Source organism: Pseudoalteromonas citrea (genome assembly GCF_000238375.3).
In the GTDB taxonomy this organism is placed as follows: Bacteria; Pseudomonadota; Gammaproteobacteria; order Enterobacterales; family Alteromonadaceae; genus Pseudoalteromonas; species Pseudoalteromonas citrea.
Genome location: NZ_AHBZ03000014.1, coordinates 668,446 through 688,615, shown reverse-complemented (window position 1 = coordinate 688,615; position 20,170 = coordinate 668,446). Strand labels below are relative to the sequence as shown.

Annotated in this window: 18 protein-coding genes; 5 read left to right on the top strand and 13 right to left on the bottom strand. The window is 42.0% G+C overall.

Annotation, left to right across the window (positions count from 1 at the left end; all coding sequences use genetic code 11):
- Window positions 1-106: 106 nt before the first annotated feature.
- From PCIT_RS06405 to leuS, 10 genes are read right to left on the bottom strand one after another with little or no spacing between them, the layout of a single operon-like run.
- Window positions 107-1,270, bottom strand: coding sequence for a serine hydrolase (locus tag PCIT_RS06405; protein ID WP_010362337.1), 1,164 nt, complete (start codon window positions 1,268-1,270; stop codon window positions 107-109).
- A gap of 46 nt (window positions 1,271-1,316) precedes the next feature.
- Window positions 1,317-2,078, bottom strand: a complete 762-nt coding sequence (locus PCIT_RS06400) for a septal ring lytic transglycosylase RlpA family protein (protein ID WP_010362336.1) — start codon at window positions 2,076-2,078, stop codon at window positions 1,317-1,319.
- Window positions 2,075-3,184: a rod shape-determining protein RodA gene (gene rodA, locus PCIT_RS06395; protein ID WP_010362335.1), complete on the bottom strand. Its 1,110-nt coding sequence runs from the start codon at window positions 3,182-3,184 to the stop codon at window positions 2,075-2,077. The genes PCIT_RS06400 and rodA overlap by 4 nt, the downstream gene beginning before the upstream one ends.
- Window positions 3,165-5,051, bottom strand: a complete 1,887-nt coding sequence (mrdA, locus tag PCIT_RS06390) for a penicillin-binding protein 2 (protein ID WP_010362334.1) — start codon at window positions 5,049-5,051, stop codon at window positions 3,165-3,167. The genes rodA and mrdA overlap by 20 nt, the downstream gene beginning before the upstream one ends.
- 9 nt (window positions 5,052-5,060) lie before the next feature.
- On the bottom strand, window positions 5,061-5,531 hold the full coding sequence (gene rlmH / locus PCIT_RS06385) for a 23S rRNA (pseudouridine(1915)-N(3))-methyltransferase RlmH (RefSeq protein ID WP_010362333.1): 471 nt from the start codon (window positions 5,529-5,531) through the stop codon (window positions 5,061-5,063).
- 2 nt (window positions 5,532-5,533) lie between these two features.
- Window positions 5,534-5,851 carry a ribosome silencing factor gene (gene rsfS / locus PCIT_RS06380; protein WP_010362332.1) on the bottom strand — a complete coding sequence of 106 codons (318 nt, stop codon included), beginning with the start codon at window positions 5,849-5,851 and terminating at the stop codon, window positions 5,534-5,536.
- 54 nt (window positions 5,852-5,905) lie between these two features.
- On the bottom strand, window positions 5,906-6,535 hold the full coding sequence (nadD, locus tag PCIT_RS06375) for a nicotinate-nucleotide adenylyltransferase (protein ID WP_010362331.1): 630 nt from the start codon (window positions 6,533-6,535) through the stop codon (window positions 5,906-5,908).
- 2 nt (window positions 6,536-6,537) lie between these two features.
- Complete coding sequence (holA, locus tag PCIT_RS06370) at window positions 6,538-7,578, bottom strand: DNA polymerase III subunit delta (protein ID WP_010362330.1); 1,041 nt, start codon at window positions 7,576-7,578, stop codon at window positions 6,538-6,540.
- A complete protein-coding gene (locus PCIT_RS06365) occupies window positions 7,578-8,075 on the bottom strand; it encodes an LPS-assembly lipoprotein LptE (protein ID WP_010362329.1) in 498 nt (165 codons plus the stop codon). Before PCIT_RS06365 ends, holA begins: the two co-directional genes overlap by 1 nt.
- A 1-nt stretch (window position 8,076) precedes the next feature.
- Window positions 8,077-10,665, bottom strand: a complete 2,589-nt coding sequence (leuS, locus tag PCIT_RS06360) for a leucine--tRNA ligase (RefSeq protein WP_010362328.1) — start codon at window positions 10,663-10,665, stop codon at window positions 8,077-8,079.
- Between the two features lie 174 nt (window positions 10,666-10,839).
- Here leuS and PCIT_RS06355 point away from each other — a divergent pair, with 174 nt between their 5' ends.
- The 3 genes from PCIT_RS06355 (at window position 10,840) to PCIT_RS06345 (ending at window position 14,272) form a co-directional block, all read left to right on the top strand.
- The gene (locus tag PCIT_RS06355; protein ID WP_010362327.1) at window positions 10,840-11,298 is read left to right on the top strand and encodes a zinc ribbon-containing protein; all 459 of its coding nucleotides are present in this window, start codon (window positions 10,840-10,842) and stop codon (window positions 11,296-11,298) included.
- A gap of 77 nt (window positions 11,299-11,375) precedes the next feature.
- A complete protein-coding gene (locus PCIT_RS06350) occupies window positions 11,376-13,790 on the top strand; it encodes a Lon protease family protein (protein WP_010362326.1) in 2,415 nt (804 codons plus the stop codon).
- Entirely contained in the window at window positions 13,790-14,272 is a 483-nt protein-coding gene (locus PCIT_RS06345; protein WP_010362325.1) for an FKBP-type peptidyl-prolyl cis-trans isomerase, read from the top strand. Before PCIT_RS06350 ends, PCIT_RS06345 begins: the two co-directional genes overlap by 1 nt.
- 91 nt (window positions 14,273-14,363) lie before the next feature.
- Here the strand turns inward: PCIT_RS06345 and PCIT_RS06340 are convergent, their stop codons facing one another.
- Window positions 14,364-14,774: a hypothetical protein gene (locus PCIT_RS06340; protein ID WP_010362323.1), complete on the bottom strand. Its 411-nt coding sequence runs from the start codon at window positions 14,772-14,774 to the stop codon at window positions 14,364-14,366.
- 299 nt (window positions 14,775-15,073) lie between these two features.
- Between PCIT_RS06340 and PCIT_RS06335 the strand changes: the two genes are divergently transcribed.
- Window positions 15,074-18,283, top strand: coding sequence for a S41 family peptidase (locus PCIT_RS06335; protein WP_040698447.1), 3,210 nt, complete (start codon window positions 15,074-15,076; stop codon window positions 18,281-18,283).
- Between the two features lie 197 nt (window positions 18,284-18,480).
- Window positions 18,481-19,236, top strand: a complete 756-nt coding sequence (locus PCIT_RS06330; RefSeq protein ID WP_010362321.1) for an SDR family NAD(P)-dependent oxidoreductase — start codon at window positions 18,481-18,483, stop codon at window positions 19,234-19,236.
- Here PCIT_RS06330 and PCIT_RS06325 read toward each other — a convergent pair.
- Together PCIT_RS06325 and PCIT_RS06320 are read right to left on the bottom strand one after the other, a co-directional pair.
- A complete protein-coding gene (locus tag PCIT_RS06325) occupies window positions 19,177-19,737 on the bottom strand; it encodes a GNAT family N-acetyltransferase (protein ID WP_010362320.1) in 561 nt (186 codons plus the stop codon). The genes PCIT_RS06330 and PCIT_RS06325 overlap by 60 nt on opposite strands.
- The gene (locus PCIT_RS06320; RefSeq protein WP_010362319.1) at window positions 19,734-19,988 is read right to left on the bottom strand and encodes a helix-turn-helix domain-containing protein; all 255 of its coding nucleotides are present in this window, start codon (window positions 19,986-19,988) and stop codon (window positions 19,734-19,736) included. The genes PCIT_RS06325 and PCIT_RS06320 overlap by 4 nt, the downstream gene beginning before the upstream one ends.
- Between the last annotated feature and the right edge of the window lie 182 nt (window positions 19,989-20,170).

The window sequence follows — 20,170 nt, the reverse complement described above, 5'->3', positions numbered from 1 at the left end:
TTGAATCGCTTTTGACGCATCATACTCAATAATGTCGGGCATTCTATCATTTTTGCAATAAAAAAAAACGCCCCAAAAGAGGGGCGTTGTACGAATGCTTTATTAACTATTGCATGATCTGTAAACGTAAGTAGTCGTATACTTTGCTAAAGAAGCTACCTTCTTCAATTTCTTCTAATGTAACTAACGGATATTTAGCGATTTCTTCGCCATCAAGCTGTAAAAAGAGTGTGCCCACTTTCGAGCCTTTGGCCAGCGGTGCTTCTAATGTTTTATCTAACTCAAAATTAGCTTGTAAGTTTTTACGCTGGCCTCGTGGGATTGTAATCGGGGTATCTTCCAAAATGCCTAGTGAGACAGTTTCTTTATTGCCCATCCAAATACGCTGCTCTGCAAAACTGTCACCTGCTTTGTAAGGGGTGATTGTTTCAAAGAATCTAAAGCCATAGTTAAGTAGCTTGCGGCTTTCTACCATACGAGCACGTTCACTGGTCGTGCCCATAACGACTGATACCAAGCGCATATCATCTTTGGTGGCAGAAGTAACTAGACTATAGCCAGCTTCGGAGGTATGCCCTGTTTTAATACCATCAACATTTAAGCTCGCATCCCACAATAGTGAGTTACGGTTATATTGCTTTATGCCGTTAAAGGTAAATGACTTCTCTTTATAAAGTGCATATTCTTCTGGCACATCACGAATAAGCGCAACGCCCAATGTCGCCATATCACGGGGTGTTGTATAATGCTGATCAGTATCTAGGCCATGACTATTGATAAAATGGGTGTTAGTCATGCCTAATTTTTCAGAATGCGCATTCATCAAATCAGCAAAGGCGTCTTCACTGCCGGCGATATGCTCAGCCAGTGCAACACAGGCGTCATTACCCGATTGAATAATGATCCCTCTATTTAGATCATCAACACTGACCTTTTTTCCAACTTCAATAAACATCTTTGATGATTCTGGAAAGTTTTTTGCCCACGCTTTTTCGCTAATGGTCACCATATCCGTTGGTGCAATATTACCTGACACAATTTCAGTGCCGATAACGTAGCTGGTCATCATTTTTGTGAGGCTAGCGGGTGCTAATTTAGTATCAGCGTCTCCAGAAGCGATAACTTTACCAGTAGTAAAGTCGACTAAAAAATACCCTTTGGCATTAATTTGAGGGACTGAAGGTATAATTTGTGCGTTCGCTGCAAATAAGGATACAGAGCACACAAGGCCACACAATTTAGTAATAAGTTTTGGTTTTAATAAAGTCATTATGCTCGCAGTTTTATTTAAATTTAATCAGCGTTAACGGTATATTTTAAAGTTGATGTTCACTATAAAGCAAGAAGGCATGTTTATATTTACCTTTGCGTAGCTTATCAAGTATATCTTGGGCTGTTTTGTCATCAAGAATAGGCCCTAACCGCAGTTTGTACAGCCCTTTTTCATTATGAATTGGTGACTGTAGTTGAAATTGTTGTTGCAGTGTCTGTGACAGTGCTTGAAGGTTCTCTAAGTTTCCTCCTGCGGCCACTTGGATATAAGTCAATCTTGGCGCACTTCTGTCAATGGTAATCGCTTCTACCTTAACTTTCGCTGTACCATTTAAGTGATATCCTAATTTGTAGGCCGCAGCGTAAGACAAGTCGATGAGGCGATCGTCGTGAAAAGGTCCTCTGTCGTTCACTCTGACAATGGCTGTTTTGCCATTTTCAATATTGGTAACTTTTACAAAACTCGGTAAGGGAAGCGTTTTATGCGCAGCACTCATGTCAAACATATTGAATATTTCGCCGTTGGATGTGTGGTAACCATGAAACTTCCTACCATACCAAGAAGCGACGCCTGTTTCGTTATAGCCATGCTCATCTGACATTGGGCTGTAACGCTTGCCTCTAATTGTGTAAGGCCTGCCTGTACTGACACTTTTGGCTTCATTTGTGATCAACGCATCTTGCATTTCAAGCGCCGTAGGGGCGCGCAAGGGCGCTTTGTCTTGTTTAATGTGATAGCGGCTGCTACAGGCATTTAGCAATGTTAATAGACATAATATTACTAATATTTTACTCGATTTAATCATGATTTAAGTAGCATTCTCTTATCTGTGGCTATCGCCATAATAATACCAAAACCGGCCATTAAGGTGACCATGGATGTACCGCCATAGCTAATGAGTGGTAAAGGAACACCCACAACGGGCAGTAATCCAGAAACCATCCCTATATTGACAAAAATATACACAAAGAATGTCATCGTGAGAGCACCTGCCAACAACTTACTAAATGCATCTTGCGCATTGACTGCAATATACAGACCGCGACCAATAATAAACAGGTAAACACTGAGCAGCAGGATCACGCCGAGCAAGCCAAACTCTTCACTTAATACAGAAAAAATAAAATCAGTGTGTCGTTCTGGCAAAAACTCTAATTGAGATTGAGTTCCTTGCAGCCAACCTTTACCCTCAATACCGCCGGATCCAATGGCTATTTTAGATTGAATTATATGGTATCCAGCTCCCAAAGGGTCGCTTTCTGGGTTGAATAGCGTTAAAACGCGTTGCTTTTGATATGCATGCATTCCGTAATGCCAAAATGCAAAACCTGCGGGGCCCATTAGTAAGGCTGATATTGAGATCAACCGCCAACTTAGCCCAGATAAAAACAACACAAATATCCCTGAACTAGCGATCAGAATTGAAGTCCCTAGGTCGGGTTGTTCTTTGATTAAAATGGTTGGTATCAGAACAATTGCAAAGCCAATTAAAATATTCCAAATTGAAGGCGGGAGGCGATGTTGACCGATATACCAGGCAACCATCATGGGAACCGCTATTTTCATGATTTCTGAGGGTTGAAAGCGTGTTACGCCTAAATCCAGCCAGCGTTGTGCACCTTTACTACTTACGCCTACAAACAGCACAGCAATCAGCATTCCAAGGCCAAGTAAATAAAGGGGGATCACAATTCTTTTTAAGGTGTTCGGGGAAAGCTGTGCCATGAATAACAGTGCGACCACTGCACCCGCCATACGAGTAGCATGACGAGTCATCATACCCAAGTTTTGACCACTGGCACTATAAACCACAGTTAAGCTACCCAACATCATAATGACTAAAGCCAATAGCAATGGCCAATCTAGATGTACTTTTTGCCAAAATGTACGCTTATAATTCAGAGGTGTCATTAACTGTTTTATCCAAAGGGTAGGCTGAAAAGTAATAATCCATTAATTGGCGTGCGACAGGCGCTGCAACAGAGCTGCCCGCACCTTGGTTTTCAACTACAACAGCAACAACAATACGTGGATCATCGTAAGGTGCAAAGCCAGTATATATGGCGTTATCACGATGACGTTCATTGAGTTTAGAGGCATCATATTTTTCGCCTTGAGCAATGCTGACTACTTGTGCTGTACCTGTTTTACCTGCTGGGTCATAATCAACACCTTTAAAAGCTTTATGTGCAGTCCCTGTGGTTTTTGCAACCGTGTTATGCATTGCTTTTAAGGCAATACGCCAATGATCAGGATTTTTGAGTTCTACAGGTTTTTTTTCTTCTGTAAATAGCTGATTAATATCATTATCTTGTTTCGTCACTTGTACTAGGTGAGGCTGACGATGTACACCTTTATTGACCAAAATAGTCACTGCATTGGCGATTTGTATTGGCGTTGCAGTCCAGTAACCTTGGCCAATACCGACAGAAATGGTGTCACCTGGCCACCAGTTTTCTTTAAAGCGTTCTTTTTTCCATTCCACTGTGGGCATAATGGCGCTTGTTTCTTCATGAATATCAATACCCGATAGATCACCAAAACCAAATTGCGCCATGAAGTTACTGATCTTAGTTATGCCTGCTCGATATGCGATGCGATAATAGTAGGTATCGCATGATTCTTCGATGGCTTGGTATACATCAACATGCCCATGGCCCCAGCGTTTCCAGTCCCGCCATTTATGTTTTACATTTGGGATTTGAAAAAAGCCAGGGTCCCAGACTTTTGTTTGTTCGGTAATAATCCCTTCTTCTAGGCCAAGAATAGCAAGGTGGGGTTTCACGGTGGAGGCTGGCGCATAACTGCCTTGGGTTGCGCGGTTAATGAGTGGTCGGTCTGGGTTGAGCAGCTTTCTATAGTTTTTGCCGCTGATCCCATGTACGAACAGGTTTGGGTCGTAACTCGGATTTGAATACAATGCGAGGATGCCGCCATCTTTTGGGTCCATAACGACAATAGCACCTCGAGCGTCTTTGAGGGCATGTTGGGCTATTTGTTGCAGACCCACATCTAATGTGAGTACTAAATCTTCACCTGGGGTGGGAGTAACGGTATTGAGTGTACGAATAATACGGCCGCGGTTATTTACTTCAACGCGCTGAGACCCAACTGTGCCATGCAAGAGGCGCTCGTAAAATTTCTCTATGCCAAGCTTGCCATAGTCGTGTGTAGCTCGGTAATTTGTGGCTAAATTTGCCGACTCAAGCTCACTTAATTCTTTTTTGTTCAATCTGGCAACATAGCCCAGTGCATGCGTAAGTGTATCGCCAAACGGGTAATGTCGTGCGAGTCGTGCTTCAATACTAAAACCGGGAAACTTATGCTGGTTAACGGAGAAAATAGCCACTTCTTGTTCATTAAGACGGGCTTTAAGCACTTGGCTTTTGAAACGGCGCTGTTTACGAATATCTTTTAAAAACTCACTTTGTTGTACATCACTAATATTAAGTAGCTTTGAGACTTCAGTTAAGTTCTGTTCTAAATCATCAACGTCTTCTGGCACCACTTCCAAATTATAAACCGGGCGGTTTTCCGCGAGAAGTACGCCATTTCTGTCGTATATAAGGCCGCGGTTAGGGGCTATAGGGATGAGTTTTATGCGATTGTCATTAGAACGAGTTTGATATTTGTCATATTCTTTTACTTGTAAGTGGTATACGTTCATGATGAGCATACCAATGAGTAACACAACAAAAATAAAGCCAACAAACGCTCGACGTGCAAACAGGTTTGCTTCAGCTGAATGGTCGCGTATGGTTGGCCGTTTTTTTAGCATAGGCGTGAATTACTCTCGGTGGTAAGGATGGTTTGTATTTAAGCTCCAACCACGATACAAGCTTTCTGCAACAATAATGCGAACCAGCGGGTGGGGAAGCGTTAAATTAGAGAGTGACCATTTTTGTTCTGAGGCAGCAATACAGCTTGGTGCTAATCCTTCAGGACCACCAATAAGCAGGCTTACATCTCTGCCGTCGAGTTGCCATTTTTGCATATGTTTGGCTAAGTCATGGGTATCCCATGCTTTGCCGGTTACTTCTAGTGTTACAATTCGGTTGCCCTTTGGGATTGCAGCCAAGGTTTTCTCTCCTTCGACTTGCAAAATCCTTTTAATATCAGCATTTTTCCCGCGTTTTCCGGCAGGGATCTCTAGTAGCTCTAGCGCCATGTCTTTTGGAAAGCGACGTTGATATTCTTTAAATCCTGTTTCGACCCATGCTGGCATCTTTGTGCCAACGGCAACCAATTGTATTTTCAAAGTTAGCCCCAAAGTTTCTCTAGATCATATAGGCTACGAGTTTGGTCTTGCATGACGTGAACAACGACATCACCTAAATCAACCAGTACCCACTCACCTACATCTTGCCCTTCTTGGCCAAGAGGCTCTTCACCGGCATGGCGTGCAGCTTTTGCTACGTTGTCCGCGATTGATTGTACATGACGCTTTGAATTGCCTGAACAAACAACAAGGTAATCTGTTACGGTCGATACATCTCTTACGTCTAATTTAACAACGTCACGGGCTTTCATATCATCAACTTTGTCTAATGCAAAGTCTAAAAGTTGCTCTGAATTCAACTGATTTTCTCTTAAGTTATAAAATAGTCGGCGATTTTAGCACAGCAAAAGACCTTAATCAGCATACAAGTTATGTTTACGAATATACTCTCTGACTTTCGGTTCTAAGAAACGTTCCGTATGTTGTTGATGTTTTAAGCGTTCGCGAATTTCACTGGATGACACATCTTCTACAGTACCGGTCAAAAAATAGCATAATCCACCTAGACGACTGCGCAATAGGGTCGGTTCCGTTATTTCGCAGTTACTCAGGTAGGTGCTAAGTACGTCGTTACTCGAACGAACTTCCCCTGGTCTTTGATAGACAATAATGTGGCATAAGGATGTGATTTTTTGCCATTCAAACCAGCTAGGTAAGTTGTTAAATGAGTCCATACCCATTAAAAAAAGCAGTGGCGTATCTGGGTTTTCAGCACGGCACTCTTGAATACTAAGTAGAGAGTAGGACGGGCCTTCACGCTGTAGTTCGCGAGTATCCAGAGCAAAGTGTGGGTTGTTTTGTATTGCAAGACTGAGCATGGCTAAACGGTGTTGCTCAGTAATGCCGGGTGCGGCTTTATGTACTGGCAATGCACATGGTAAAAAATGTAATTGCGTTAACGACAATTGGGCGACGCAGTTTCGGGCCATATTCAGGTGGCCACTGTGAATAGGATCGAATGTCCCACCGAATAAAGCAATCATGGTTATGTTACTTCATATTGATAAGGTAGCGGTATATTCAATGGCATACAAAATGCCAGAGCAATATGGGCAAGAGCTTGATAAGGTGCAACCATGGCTGAGCGTTTATAGGCTGAATCAAACTCAGCTAAAAAGTGAATGATTTGTTGGAGTCGTTCAATTGTCAACCGTTCAAGGGCTTGCTGGGTAGCGGCTTGTTGATTTTTCCAAATGTTATTTTGCTTAAACAATTGCGCCATATTTTGCCCTTCTAGCATGCCTAATTTAATAGCAAGTAAGGTTTGGGCTTCTTTATTAAATGTCCAAATGATGCTAATTGGTTCAATATTGTCATCTGCAAGTTTTAACAGCACTTTAACCGCTGTATTCGCATTACCTTGTAATAAAGCCACATTTAAGTCAAAGATATCAAACTTCGCCTGATTGAGCAGACCACTGAGTACTTGTGTTTGATCTATTGGCTGATGCTTATACAACAAAGAAAGCTTTTCGAGTTCTTGATGCGTGGCGAGTAAATTGCCTTCGGTGGCTTCAAGCAAGCTTGTTTTTGCTTCATGGGCTAAATTAAGCTGCAATTGTTTACATTGTGTATCTAGCCAACGGTGTAAATGGTTACCTGAGAGTGTATAGCAGGGGATAAATAGCCCGTGCTTATCGAGTGCTTTAAACCAGGCACTACGTTGAATGTCTTGACCCGCTTTACACCCTTTGATGATCACGATGACATCTGGGTTGAGATACTCAGTGAGAGATTTGAATGCCTGGCTACCTGGGGTACCGGGTTTTAGTTGGTTTAAGTCCAACTCAATTAAGGTGCGATCGCTAAACAGTGACATGCTGTTATATTGTGCAAGTAATTCTTGCCAATCAAACCCAGGTAATAAGTTGAATTTAACAACTTCGTCAAAGCCTTGTTTTTTTGCTGCTTGTTTTATTTCGTAGACACATTGTGCCTCTTGAAAAGGCTCTTCACCAAACACCATGTAAAAAGGGTGTAATGCTTTATTTAAGTGACTGGCGAGTTGGTTTGCATAACTACGCATTATAGTTGTGATAGCTCTCTAACAATACGTTTACTGGCCAGTTGGCGAAGCTCACGTAAAATAATATCCAGTTCTTTCGCTTTTGCGAGTGCATTATCAGGATCATCTTGATAATTACGATAAAGTTCAAATCCTTGCTCTACAGGTTCTTTACCCGGTCTAATCACCCGGTAAGTGACGGCATACGCTAATTCATATTGCGCCACCTGACCATTTTTAAACAAGCTCAACGTCTGTCGTTCTAAGGTATCTTTATATAAGTGCAGTGTTGTATGTTGTGATGAGCTATCGCTAGGGAGTAACGCAACTTGTGCACGTTCTAAATCACGTTTTAGTAATTCATATATTTCAGAGCGCGAATTATCAGCTGTTAAAGTGATAGTACGTAAGTCATCAGGAAGATATGAGGCTTTTTTTAAATGAAAACCGCAGCTTGATAACAAAACACAGAACAGCGCAAGCGCTGCTCCGTGTTTTACAAAATGAGCAAAGCGCATCTTAGTTTGCTACCACGTTTAATAGCTTACCAGGTACATAAATTACCTTGCGAATGGTTTTGTCATCAGTGAACTTAGTGACGTTCTCTTCTGCGAACGCGATTGCTTCAACCTGCTCTTGTGTTGCATCAGCAGCAACAGTTAGTTTGGCGCGCAGCTTGCCATTAACTTGCACAATAATCAGCTTTTCATCTTCAACTAATGCTGACTCATCAACATTTGGCCAAGCAGCATCGAGAATATCAGACTCAAAGCCAAGTTCAGCCCAAAGCTCATGACACATATGTGGTGCAATTGGGGCAAGCATAATGACGATGGCGTGCAGTGCTTCATTTGCAATGGCAATATCTTGCGTATCTTTAAGAGGCGCTTTAGCCAACTTATTCGATAGCTCCATGATTGCGGCAATTGCAGTATTGAATGTTTGACGACGTGATAAGTCATCAGTCACTTTTGCGATGGCTTTGTGTACTTCACGACGCAATACTTTTTGATTGCTGTTTAATGCACTTGTGTCTAACTCAGCTTTACCCGCCGCGTTAACGTCCACTGCATATTTCCAAACACGTTTAAGGAAGCGATGTGCGCCTTCAACGCCTGAGTCTGACCATTCTAACGTTTGCTCTGGTGGTGCGGTAAACATCATAAATAAGCGAACGGTATCAGCGCCGTATTGTTTGATAACGGTTTGTGGATCAATACCATTATTCTTCGACTTTGACATCTTGCTCATGCCTGATGAGAATACCGGCTGGCCATCATCTTTGTGCCATGCTTTTGTAACACGGCCTTTGTCGTCGGTTTCTGTTTCTACATCAGTGGGAGAGATCCAGATATCACCGCCTTTTTCATCTTTACGGTAGAAGGTTTCTGCCAATACCATACCTTGACACAGTAAGCGCTCAAATGGCTCATCTGAGTTTACTAGTCCAAAGTCACGTAATAGTTTATGGAAAAAACGAGAATACAATAAGTGTAAAATGGCATGTTCGATACCGCCAATATACTGATTCACAGGCAACCAATAATTTGCTGCACCAGGCTCTAGCATGCCTTCGTCGTAGCGTGGGCTACAATAACGGGCATAATACCAAGATGACTCCATAAAGGTATCGAAGGTATCTGTTTCGTGAAACGCTGGTACGCCATTAACCGTGGTTTTAGCCCATTCAGGGTCTGCTTTAAGTGGAGAGGTAACGCCATTCATGACGACATCTTCTGGTAAACGTACTGGCAGCATATCTTCGCTGGCCGCAAGCTCTTGGCCTTGCTCATCGCTTAGCATTGGGATTGGTGAACCCCAATAACGTTGGCGGCTTACACCCCAATCACGTAAACGGAAGTTAACTTTACGCTTACCAGCATTTTGTGCTTCTAACTTATCTGCAATGGCATCAAACGCAGCTTTAAACGCTAAGCCGTCAAATTCGCCAGAGTTAATTAAAATACCTTTTTCAGTAAACGCTTCTTTGCTGATATCTGCTGTTAATTCTGAGCCTTGCTCAGGAGCAATCACTTGTTTGATTTCAAGTCCGTATGCGGTAGCAAACTCAAAGTCACGTTGGTCGTGTCCTGGTACTGCCATAACGGCACCTGAGCCGTAATCCATCAAGACGAAGTTAGCAACCCAAATTGGTACTTCTTTGCCTGTTAATGGGTGTACTGCAGTAAAGCCAGTATCAATGCCTTTTTTGTCCATCGTTGCCATATCTGCTTCTGCAACTTTGGTGTTTTTGCACTCTTCTACAAATGCGGCAATGGCGGCATTATTTTTAGCTGCTTCTTGCGCTATTGGGTGGCCTGCGGCAACACCCACATAGGTCACACCCATAAAGGTATCAGGACGCGTTGTATAAACAGTGAACGTTTCACTGTTATCGGCACGCTTGAAGTCAATCTCTAACCCTTCAGAGCGACCAATCCAATTGCGTTGCATGGTTTTAACTTGTTCAGGCCAGTCGTCTAGCTTGTCTAAATCATCTAACAATTCTTGTGCATAATCAGTGATTTTAATGAACCACTGTGGAATTTCTTTCTGCTCAACCGCTGCACCTGAACGCCAGCCTTTACCGTCAATAACCTGCTCATTTGCGAGCACAGTTTGGTCAACTGGATCCCAGTTTACTGTTGACATTTTTTTGTAAACTAAGCCTTTTTCATACAACTTAGTGAAGAACCATTGCTCCCACTTGTAATATTCAGGGTGGCATGTGGCAATTTCACGATCCCAATCGTAACCAAAGCCAAGCTGCTTTAGTTGGCCACGCATGTAATCGATATTTTCGTAGGTCCATTTAGCAGGGGCGGTGTTATTTTTGATTGCCGCATTTTCTGCTGGTAAACCAAATGCATCCCAGCCCATAGGCTGCATAACATTTTTGCCTTGCAGACGTTGGAAGCGGGATACAACATCACCAATGGTGTAGTTACGAACATGACCCATGTGCAGTCGACCACTTGGGTATGGGAACATTGAGAGACAGTAGTACTTCTCTTTGTTCTCGTCTTCTACGACTTTAAATGTCTTGTTTTCTTCCCAGTGTTGTTGGACTTTTGACTCAATGTCTTGCGGGTTATATTGCTCTTGCATCTACGTTTCCAGACTTCTTGCAAATTAATAAAAAATTGTTCGCTAGCATACCCCAAATAAAGGCTGATTCACAGTATCTAGCAGCCATTTTGTTGCTTCGATTGTATGGGTGAACCCCGCGTTACGGCGTGAGTAAGCTATAGTTACAATAAGAAGACTGACGTGGGGTATAAAATGTCTGGTTATAAACAATGGTTAACACACTTTAGTGAGTGGCTAAAAGACGTTAAGGATCACGAGCTGGATGACTTAATTGAAAAGTTTGTCGAGCAACAACAGGCTTTGCAACAATCTGGAAAAGAAAAAATTCAGCAGTATCGTTACTACCTAAGCCGTGACCTCGAACATTTCAGTACTCATCAACGCCATTACAATGACTTAGCATGGCAAGAAATGAAAGCCTCTATTTGGTACGAATTATCGCAACTAGAAGATCGCACCCAATTAGAATGGCAGGCACTTTTGCAAGACTTTGAACACGATGGTGTTTATAAGGCGGGTGAATGGATAGCAATGGGACAATTAGTATGTAAGAATTGCGATCATAAATTGGACGTGCTGTATGCCAGTGAGATTTCACCTTGTTCTGAATGTGAACACACTGAGTTTGTAAGAAAAGCATTGTCTCCATAATGAGCAGACTAGGTCGCATGGTTTAGCTGCACTACCTCAGTAGTTTTTATACTGACGCTGATGATAAGAAGTTAATAATGACCAAAAAATTAGCCCCACTTTCTCAAGACGCGCTTGCACCGACGGTGTCATTAAGTCACGTGCAAACTTGTATTCATAACCCGTATCCCGAGTCGCTTTCCTTTATAGGACAAAAACGTGCGCAAACGGCGCTTGATTTCGCTTTGGGCATGGAGCTGCCAGGCTATAACGTGTTTGTAATGGGCGAAGCTGCTTTGGGTCGTTTCACCATGGTGAAAGACAAGTTAAAGGCGCATAGTAAAACACGTCAGACGCCAAAAGAGTGGTTATACGTTAATAACTATGAAGACCACCGAGAACCTATCGCAATGTTTATGCAAGCAGGTCAAAGTAAAGAGCTTGCTGATGATATTGATGAGTTTTTAGATGAAGTGGCTGATACGTTTCCCGCTGCATTTGACAACCCAGGGTATCAGCGAAAAAAGAAATCCATAGACCGCCATTTTGATAATAAATATGATACGGCATTGAATGCGGTTGAACAATTAGCTGCTGACAAAAGTGTGGCGTTACTGGAAGAAAATAATCAAGTTGGTTTTGCACCAGTAGTGAATGGGAAACAGCTAGATGATGCTGAGTTTGCAGCGTTAGATGAAAAAATGCAAAGCCATTTCTTTGAAGCCATTGAAGGGCTTGAGGATGCGTTAATAGAAGCATTGATAGAGCTACCACGTTGGAAGCGAGAGTCTTCTGAAAAGCTGAGAAACTTAAAGAAATTGACGGTTGAAATTGCCACAAAGCCGTTGATAAAAACACTAGAGCACAAATATGCCAATCATATTGGCGTGGTTCGTTATTTAAAAGATTTACGGATAGAAATTGTTGATGCTGTTTTAGAATGGCTTGATGATGATATCTCGAGCGAAGAAGGGAAAGATGACTTTGACTCAAAAGGGATGCTGAGTGACTTTTTTGCGCCGAACATTTTAATTGAATATAAAGATGGTGACGCTGCGCCAGTCGTGTACGAACCGAACCCAACGTTTGGTAATATTTTTGGTAAAGTAGAATATGCGGCATCACAAGGTAATTTAATTACCAGTTACCGTTCTATTCAAGCAGGTGCATTGCACCGTGCCAATGGCGGTTATCTTATCATGGACGCTGACAAAGTATTGGCGAACCCACAGGTGTGGGATGGTTTAAAGCTGTCATTAAAAACACACCAGATAAAAAATGATTTACCTTATCAAGACAATTCAGTAGGCAGTAGCTTTACACTTAGGCCGCAGTTGATCCCACTAGATGTCAAAATTATTTTACTGGGTTCGCGAGACCTGTATTACACCATTGGTGAATATGATGAGGAATTTGCTGAACTCTTTAGGGTGCTGGCGGATTTTGATTATTACTTACCAAGCTCAGACAAGATGCAATATCAATTTATCAGTAAAGTACAAGAGTATTGCGATACAACCTTGTCGTGTACTTTAACAGCTGACGCTTTGTCGCGATTGCTGAAATTTAGTTACCGCCAAGCTGAGCACCAAACTAAACTATCGGCACGTTTTGCTGATGTATTGGAGTTGGTCGCAGAAGCGAGTTTTTATACCAAGCAAGACAATGAAACAGAGATCACCGCAGAACATATTGATGAAGCCATTGTGGGTAAGCAATACCGTACCGGTCAATTGAGTGAAAATATGCTCAGTGATATTAAAGAGGGTCATACGCTTATTGCAACACAAGGCAGCGCGGTAGGTAAGGTAAATGGCTTAACGGTACTCCATATTGGAGATACGGCGTTTGGTACACCAGCGCGCATTACTGCAACGGTGTATGCTGGTGCAGATGGTGTCATCGATGTTGAGCGTGAGGCTGAGCTCGGTAAAGCCATACACTCGAAAGGGGTGATGCTGTTGACTGGTTACTTGGGGAATAAGTACGCACAGGAATTTAGTTTAACGTTGAGTGCCAACATTGCGATTGAGCAAAGCTACGGATATATCGATGGTGATAGTGCGTCATTGGCTGAGTTATGTGGTTTAATTTCTGCCATTACGCAATTGCCGATTAACCAATCTTTAGCCTTAACGGGCTCTATTAACCAGCACGGCGAAGTACAAGCGGTGGGGGGGGTTAACGAGAAGATTGAAGGGTTCTTTAAATTATGTAAGATGCGTGGGTTGACTGGGGAGCAAGGGGTCATTATTCCGCGTTCTAATTTGGTTAACTTAGTACTAGATGATGAAATTATTATAGCCAGTGAAGCCGGTCGTTTTCATATTTATGCCGTGGAAACGGTGGATGAAGCATTGAATTTATTGACGGGGGTTGAAGCGGGTGAGCTTCTTCAGGGTCAATATCCAGAATCAAGTATCAATGCACTGGCGTTAGCGCGTTTGCAGCATATTGCCGATGTGGTAAATGGTGAAGACAAAGAAGAAGACAGTGATAAGGAGTCGCAATAATGTCGACAACACAAATTATATTATTGGTCGTTATAATCGTCATTGGCGGGTTTATTTATAAAAATAAGCAACAGCAAAAAGAAGTGGCTGGTTTAAATCGCATAAAAGCGCAAGAGTTTCTGGCTGAGAATGCGAAAAAGGCAGGCATTCACGAAACATCGTCTGGATTACAATATGAAGTGCTGGTAGAAGGTGAAGGGGAAGTACACCCATCAGCAACCAGTAAAGTAAATGTACATTACCATGGCACGATGTTAGACGGTAGCGTATTCGATAGCTCGGTTGAGCGTAATAGCCCGATTAGTTTCGGGTTAAATCAAGTTATTTCAGGGTGGACCGAAGGAGTTCAGTTAATGAAAGCTGGTGATAAGTTCCGTTTTTTTATCCACCCGAATTTAGGGTATGGAGATCAGGCCGCAGGTAAAATTGAGCCAGGCTCGTTACTGATCTTTGAAGTGGAGCTATTAAGAATAGAATCTTAGTCTATATCTTAATAAATAGCTTGGTGCTAAATCTGTAGTGCCAAGCTAGAGTAATCGGGCTACTTTATTACTGTTTAAATAACTTTAAACTTTAGTAAGCACACACCCACCTTTCACGTGTTTGGCAATCGTACTTTTCAGTACCGACGACCGTTTGCTTCACTTTCCACTCTGTTTTAGATAAGTCATAGCGGTGATTACCAATGTAAACAGGACCTAAACATTGATAGCGCGTTAAATTATGCTCATAACTAATTTCCCCGACGCTATTGTATGCTTGATAGTGGCAAACTGTTACATGTCTCTCAGAATAAATAGGGCGTGTTTTACACTCTAGATAAGTTTCTTTTATCATGCCAGTTGAGCAACTGCTTTCTGCTAAGCTTGGTGAAACGAGCTCTTCAAATATTGAAGTATCGATAGAAGAACTCTCACTCACAGACTCAAAGTTAGCTGCGAAAGCGGGCGCAGAAATCATTGCGATCAATAACATTTTTTTCATCATATATCCTTTATAATTTTATTTTTCCCCTTGATGGGTTTGTATGTATTATAGGTACGATCGATTGTGTCAATACAAAGTTAAATTAAATTGAGTTTATCTTTGGTTTTTTGTGTGTGTTAAATGTGTCTTTAAAGTAAGGTTTAATAATCTTATTTAAAGGTTAAGAGGTTTTTATGTTTTATATACTGGTGCAGTTAGTTATCGCACAATGCTGACATCTCTCCTTATATTGTTATTATGTGATTAAATAACAATATAAGGATTGTACTTTGAAACTACGTACATTATTTACCGCAATGGCCGTCGCTATTGCGCCCGCTATTTCTCCGATGGTTGCCGCATACCAAACAGAAGATACGCGACTATTACGCTTTCCCGATATTCACAAAGACTATGTTACCTTTGTTTACAGTGGTGATATTTATGTCTCTAACAGAAAAACAGGTAAGAGTACGCGCTTAACGGATCATGTTGGTTTTGAAACTTTTCCTAAATTCTCGCCTGATGGGTCTAAAATTGCGTTTTCAGCTCAATATAATGGCAGCCGCCAAATTTATGTAATTAACCGTGACGGCTCTGATTTGAAGCAGCTTACCTACTATAACGATGTAGGTAAGATGCCACCTCGTGGTGGGTTTGATTATCGAGTATTAGATTGGACACCAGACGGCCAGCATGTCGTTTTTCGTGCGAATCGTACGCCTTATGGTAAGCGAGTTGGTAGACCGTTTATGGTGCCTGTTGCTGGTGGACTCGAGCAACCACTGAACATCCCAGAAACGGGCGGTGGTATGTTATCACCCGACGGGAAAAAGTATGTTTATACACCGATAGACAGAGAGTTTAGGACTTGGAAGCGTTCTCGGGGTGGCCGAGCACAAGATGTTTGGGTATATGATTTAGAGAATAATACATCAGAACAACTAACAACGAACCGCGCTACTGATCAGCAGCCTACTTGGGTAAACGACAGTATCTACTTTGTGTCTGATAGAGACTATACACTCAACCTATACAAGCATCGTTCAGGCAAAAAGCCAGTTAAGATGACAGGTCATCAAGATTTTGATGTACTTTGGCCATCAGCAGGACCGGACGCCATAGTGTATGAAAATGGAGGATTCTTATATCGGTTTGATGAAGCGACAAAACGCACTGAAAAGTTAGCGCTAAATGTTGAAGGCAGCCGTGAATATACCATGGCGTACAGTAAAAACGTGAGTGACTTTATTGATTCAATGGATGTGTCGCATGATGGTAAACGCGCACTATTTAGTGCCCGTGGTGAGTTATTCAGTGTACCTGCGAAGCAGGGGCCAACCCGTAATTTAAGTCATACCCCAGTAGGCCGTGAAATCTCAGCAACTTGGTCTGCGGATGGTCGTTATATTGCTTACATGAGTGATGAAACTGGTGAATATGAAATTTACTTGCGTGATAGAGCCAATAACAATGAAGTGAAGCAACTTACGAGTAACGGGACTATTTGGCGTTTCGATCCTCTATGGTCGCCAGATAATACGAAGTTATTGTTTGCAGATAAAAATCACACGCTATGGTGGTTGGATATAGAAACGGGTAAGCAACACAAAGTAGATACCGCAAAATATGATGAAGATGGCTTAACACACTATATATGGTCACCCAATAGTGAAGATGTGGTGTTTGTTAAAAATAACGAAAACCGCTATGCATCACTTTGGCACTACAATATAAATAGTAAATCGGTTACTCGATTAACCGATGAGATGATGAGCGAAACCAACCCTACATTCTCGCCTGATGGTCAGTACCTTTATTTCACTTCTGAGCGTGATTATAACTTAACGTTCAGCAGTTATGAATTTGACTATATGTTCAATAAAGCAACGCGTATTTATTCGGTTGCTGTAAATGATCAAATAAGCGCTTTAAATGCACCGCAAAGCGATGAAGCGAGCATACTAAGTGCTACGTCAGAGGCAAGTGACGAGGAAAAAGCGGTTGATATCAAACTAGACAGCAATGGCTTTATGACGCGTGCTGTCGCATTAAATACTCCTGCAGGAAATTATCGCAATCTTACGGGCGTAAAAGGGGGGGTACTTGCGCTCAGTGACGGCCAGTTGAAACTTGTTCCTACTAAATCAAGCGAGAAAGTGGCGACGGTTGCAAAAGGGGTAAGCAGCTATAAAGTGTCGGCCAATATGGCGCACATTATTGTGAAATCGGGCAAAAATTATAGCGTGATAAAGCCCGCTGCCAAGCAGGATTTACAGTCTACTCAGCTTGACCTGAGTGATATGATGTTGAAAATCGATCCACAAATTGAGTGGGCGCAAATGTACAGAGAAGGATGGCGCACATTACGAGATTGGTTCTACGATGAGAATCATCATGGTCAAGATTGGGATGCTATTTTAAAGCGTTATCAGCCAATGGCGGACGCAATCGCACATCGTACGGATTTAGATTATGTACTGAGTGAGATTGCGGGTGAAATCAATGCAGGTCATATTTATGTTAACTCCGGTGATATGCCAGAGGCAACGCGTTTAAAGCATGGTTTATTAGGCGCACAAATTAGCGCACATGAGTCTGGCTTTGTAAAAATTGAGAATATTTTTAAAGGTGAAAACTGGCATGAGGACTTTCGCTCACCGTTGAATGAAACGGGCGTAAAAGCCAATGTTGGTGACTATATTCTGAGTGTCAATGGCCGCGCAGTTAACACGGTTTTGAATTTTTATGAGTTATTAGAAAATACCCAAGGGGAACAAGTTGAATTGGTTTTGAACCAATCGCCAAGTTTCGAAGGTAGTTGGAAAGTAACTGTTAAACCAGTCGCGAGTGAACAAGGTTTAAGATACCTTGAGTGGACTAACTCTCGTGCAGAGTATGTTGATAAATTGTCTGGTGGTCGTGTGGGGTATGTACATTTACCAAACACCCACTATGCAGGTAACCGCTCATTATTTAAAAACTTTTTACCACAAACAACCAAAGAAGCCATGATCATTGACGATCGATATAATGGTGGCGGGTTTATTCCTGAGCATATGATCACATGGTTGGCGCGAAAACCGTTAAATTATTGGAAGCGTCGTGGTGTTGAACCAACCAAGACACCGCAATTTGCTCACGATGGACCTAAGGCGATGTTGATCAATGGTTACTCGAGTTCTGGTGGCGATGCACTCCCTTATTACTTCCGACAAGCGGGACTTGGTAAACTGATAGGTACCCGCACTTGGGGTGGCTTAATTGGTATTTCAGGTAACCCTGGATTAGTTGATGGTGGTTCTGTAATTGCTGCGACTTTCCGTATTCTAGACAATGAAGGTAATTGGATCATTGAAGATGAAGGCGTAAGCCCTGATATTGAAGTCATAGACCGACCTGAGCTAATTCAAGCGGGTAAAGACCCGTCTGTCGAACGAGCGGTGAAAGAATTGCTTGATGAGTTAAAAGCTAACCCGAAAAAGCCGTTAACAGTACCTGCTGCTCCGAGTAACTTTGGCCAGTAGCAGCATGTGTTAACTTTTACTTGAATATACATAACGGCTAAGCACCTTATTAGCCGTTATTTTTTTGCTTCTTTATACGCGAAAACGACAGGTGTTCATAAGTAAGTGTGACACTGAGTGGAGCAGATAAAATGAGTTTTGATAGGACGGTGTCCATTTTACCTGGTGAAGATCATGGGAGATAAAGGTGAAACAGTATGGTAACGCGTAAAAAAGTTGTTTTAATAACAGGTGGCAGCCGTGGTATTGGTGCCGCCGCAGTGAAATTACTCGCAGAACAGGACTACATAGTCGCAATCAATTATAAAGAAAATCATAGTGCGGCTAAAGAGCTGGTAAGGTCTATTAACGCTGCTGGAGGTCAAGCTACTGCGTTTCAAGCTGATATAAGTGATGAAAATCAAGTAGAGAAGCTGTTTTCATCAGTGGCATTGATGTATGGACCAATTACGCATTTGGTCAATAACGTTGGGATATTGGCCCACCAGCAACGAGTCGAAAATATGACGGCGGAGCGTATCAATCATATTTTACAACATAACGTGACGCCTTATTTTATTTGTGCCAGAGAAGCCGTTAAGCATTTTAAAATGCAGGATGATATGTCGAAGTGCGCAATAGTAAATGTGTCGTCAGCTGCATCGCGACTGGGTGGCGCTAACGAGTATGTTGATTATGCCGCCTCAAAAGGGGCCATAGATACGTTTACAACAGGTTTATCATTGGAGCTTGCACAATATGGTGTGCGAGTTAACTGCGTTAGGCCTGGATGTATTTATACAGATATACATCGTGATGGAGGAGAAGCGGAGCGTGTTTCTCGGTTAGCACCTCAACTGCCACTGGGTCGGGGCGGTACGGCATTAGAAGTGGCTAATGCCATTGTGTGGTTATTAAGTGATGAGGCTAGCTACGCCACAGGCAGTTTTATTGATTTGGCTGGTGGGAAGTAGTATTTTAAAGTAATAGCTAGTACTGAAGAAACCCCCCTTGCTGTCAGATACAAAGTGAGGGGTTACTCCACTTTTTGTGTACTTTACTTTTTGATAAAAATATTCAGATTTATCGCCTGTTTGCGTATCTAATACAAGTAACTCAATGCCTTGTTTAGTAGCCTCATTTTCTATTGAGTGCATCAGGGCTGATGCAACCCCCAAGCGCTGATATTGTGGATGAACAAGTAATTTTTCTATTTCAGCACGATGCAATCCATTCTGCTTTTGACACTGAGTATAGTGAACACAACCGACTAGTGTATTTTTTATAAAATACCCCAAGAACATACGGCTTTGCAGTTGTGTGTTGGTTTCTTCCCAATAAGCACTTAGCTGTTGTTTATCCACATCGATGTTAAATCCCAAAGACGCACCACTTTTAATACACTTATAGAGTAAGTCAGTTAACTGCGCTTTGTATTGTGCAAGCGAAGTAAGTTGTTTTATATGGCTGTTCATGGTGTTTGAGGGTCTTCTAGTTTTGTTAATTGTGCTCGAATATGTGCTATGTGTTTTTCTAATTTTGCTTTTGCGTTGTGTAAGTTGGTGACATGTGATGATGTATTTGCTTGATGCGCACGAATTGCACGGTAAATAGCCACTCGAGGTAAGTTGTATTTATCCGCTGCACTGCAAATAGATAACTGTTTATTTAACACCTCGCGCAATGCATCACGCATTGCTTCTTTGTCATTGTGTTTGTATTGCATTATGAGCACTCCATTTTTTGACTGGGGTGTGAGCATCATGGATTTGCCAAATACTGATCTCTAAGTGCCATAGCAGGTGTAAAGTTTGGTAAAGGTCGGACATAACGTTTGACTGTCTTGTAAATACGTACAATTTTTAAAGAAAAAACCATACCAAGATTCAAAGTGTATATTTTTCATGC

Excerpts from the sequence above, each read along its gene's own strand:
- leuS (WP_010362328.1), bottom strand. The coding sequence starts at position 10,665 with ATGCAAGAGCAATATAACCCGCAAGACATTGAGTCAAAAGTCCAACAA.
- PCIT_RS06320 (WP_010362319.1), bottom strand. The coding sequence starts at position 19,988 with ATGCAATACAAACACAATGACAAAGAAGCAATGCGTGATGCATTGCGC.
- PCIT_RS06340 (WP_010362323.1), bottom strand. The coding sequence starts at position 14,774 with ATGAAAAAAATGTTATTGATCGCAATGATTTCTGCGCCCGCTTTCGCA.
- PCIT_RS06405 (WP_010362337.1), bottom strand. The coding sequence starts at position 1,270 with ATGACTTTATTAAAACCAAAACTTATTACTAAATTGTGTGGCCTTGTG.
- PCIT_RS06350 (WP_010362326.1), top strand. The coding sequence starts at position 11,376 with ATGACCAAAAAATTAGCCCCACTTTCTCAAGACGCGCTTGCACCGACG.
- holA (WP_010362330.1), bottom strand. The coding sequence starts at position 7,578 with ATGCGTAGTTATGCAAACCAACTCGCCAGTCACTTAAATAAAGCATTA.
- PCIT_RS06345 (WP_010362325.1), top strand. The coding sequence starts at position 13,790 with ATGTCGACAACACAAATTATATTATTGGTCGTTATAATCGTCATTGGC.
- mrdA (WP_010362334.1), bottom strand. The coding sequence starts at position 5,051 with ATGCTAAAAAAACGGCCAACCATACGCGACCATTCAGCTGAAGCAAAC.
- PCIT_RS06325 (WP_010362320.1), bottom strand. The coding sequence starts at position 19,737 with ATGAACAGCCATATAAAACAACTTACTTCGCTTGCACAATACAAAGCG.
- PCIT_RS06365 (WP_010362329.1), bottom strand. The coding sequence starts at position 8,075 with ATGCGCTTTGCTCATTTTGTAAAACACGGAGCAGCGCTTGCGCTGTTC.
- nadD (WP_010362331.1), bottom strand. The coding sequence starts at position 6,535 with ATGATTGCTTTATTCGGTGGGACATTCGATCCTATTCACAGTGGCCAC.
- PCIT_RS06355 (WP_010362327.1), top strand. The coding sequence starts at position 10,840 with ATGTCTGGTTATAAACAATGGTTAACACACTTTAGTGAGTGGCTAAAA.
- PCIT_RS06400 (WP_010362336.1), bottom strand. The coding sequence starts at position 2,078 with ATGATTAAATCGAGTAAAATATTAGTAATATTATGTCTATTAACATTG.
- PCIT_RS06330 (WP_010362321.1), top strand. The coding sequence starts at position 18,481 with ATGGTAACGCGTAAAAAAGTTGTTTTAATAACAGGTGGCAGCCGTGGT.
- rodA (WP_010362335.1), bottom strand. The coding sequence starts at position 3,184 with ATGACACCTCTGAATTATAAGCGTACATTTTGGCAAAAAGTACATCTA.
- PCIT_RS06335 (WP_040698447.1), top strand. The coding sequence starts at position 15,074 with ATGGCCGTCGCTATTGCGCCCGCTATTTCTCCGATGGTTGCCGCATAC.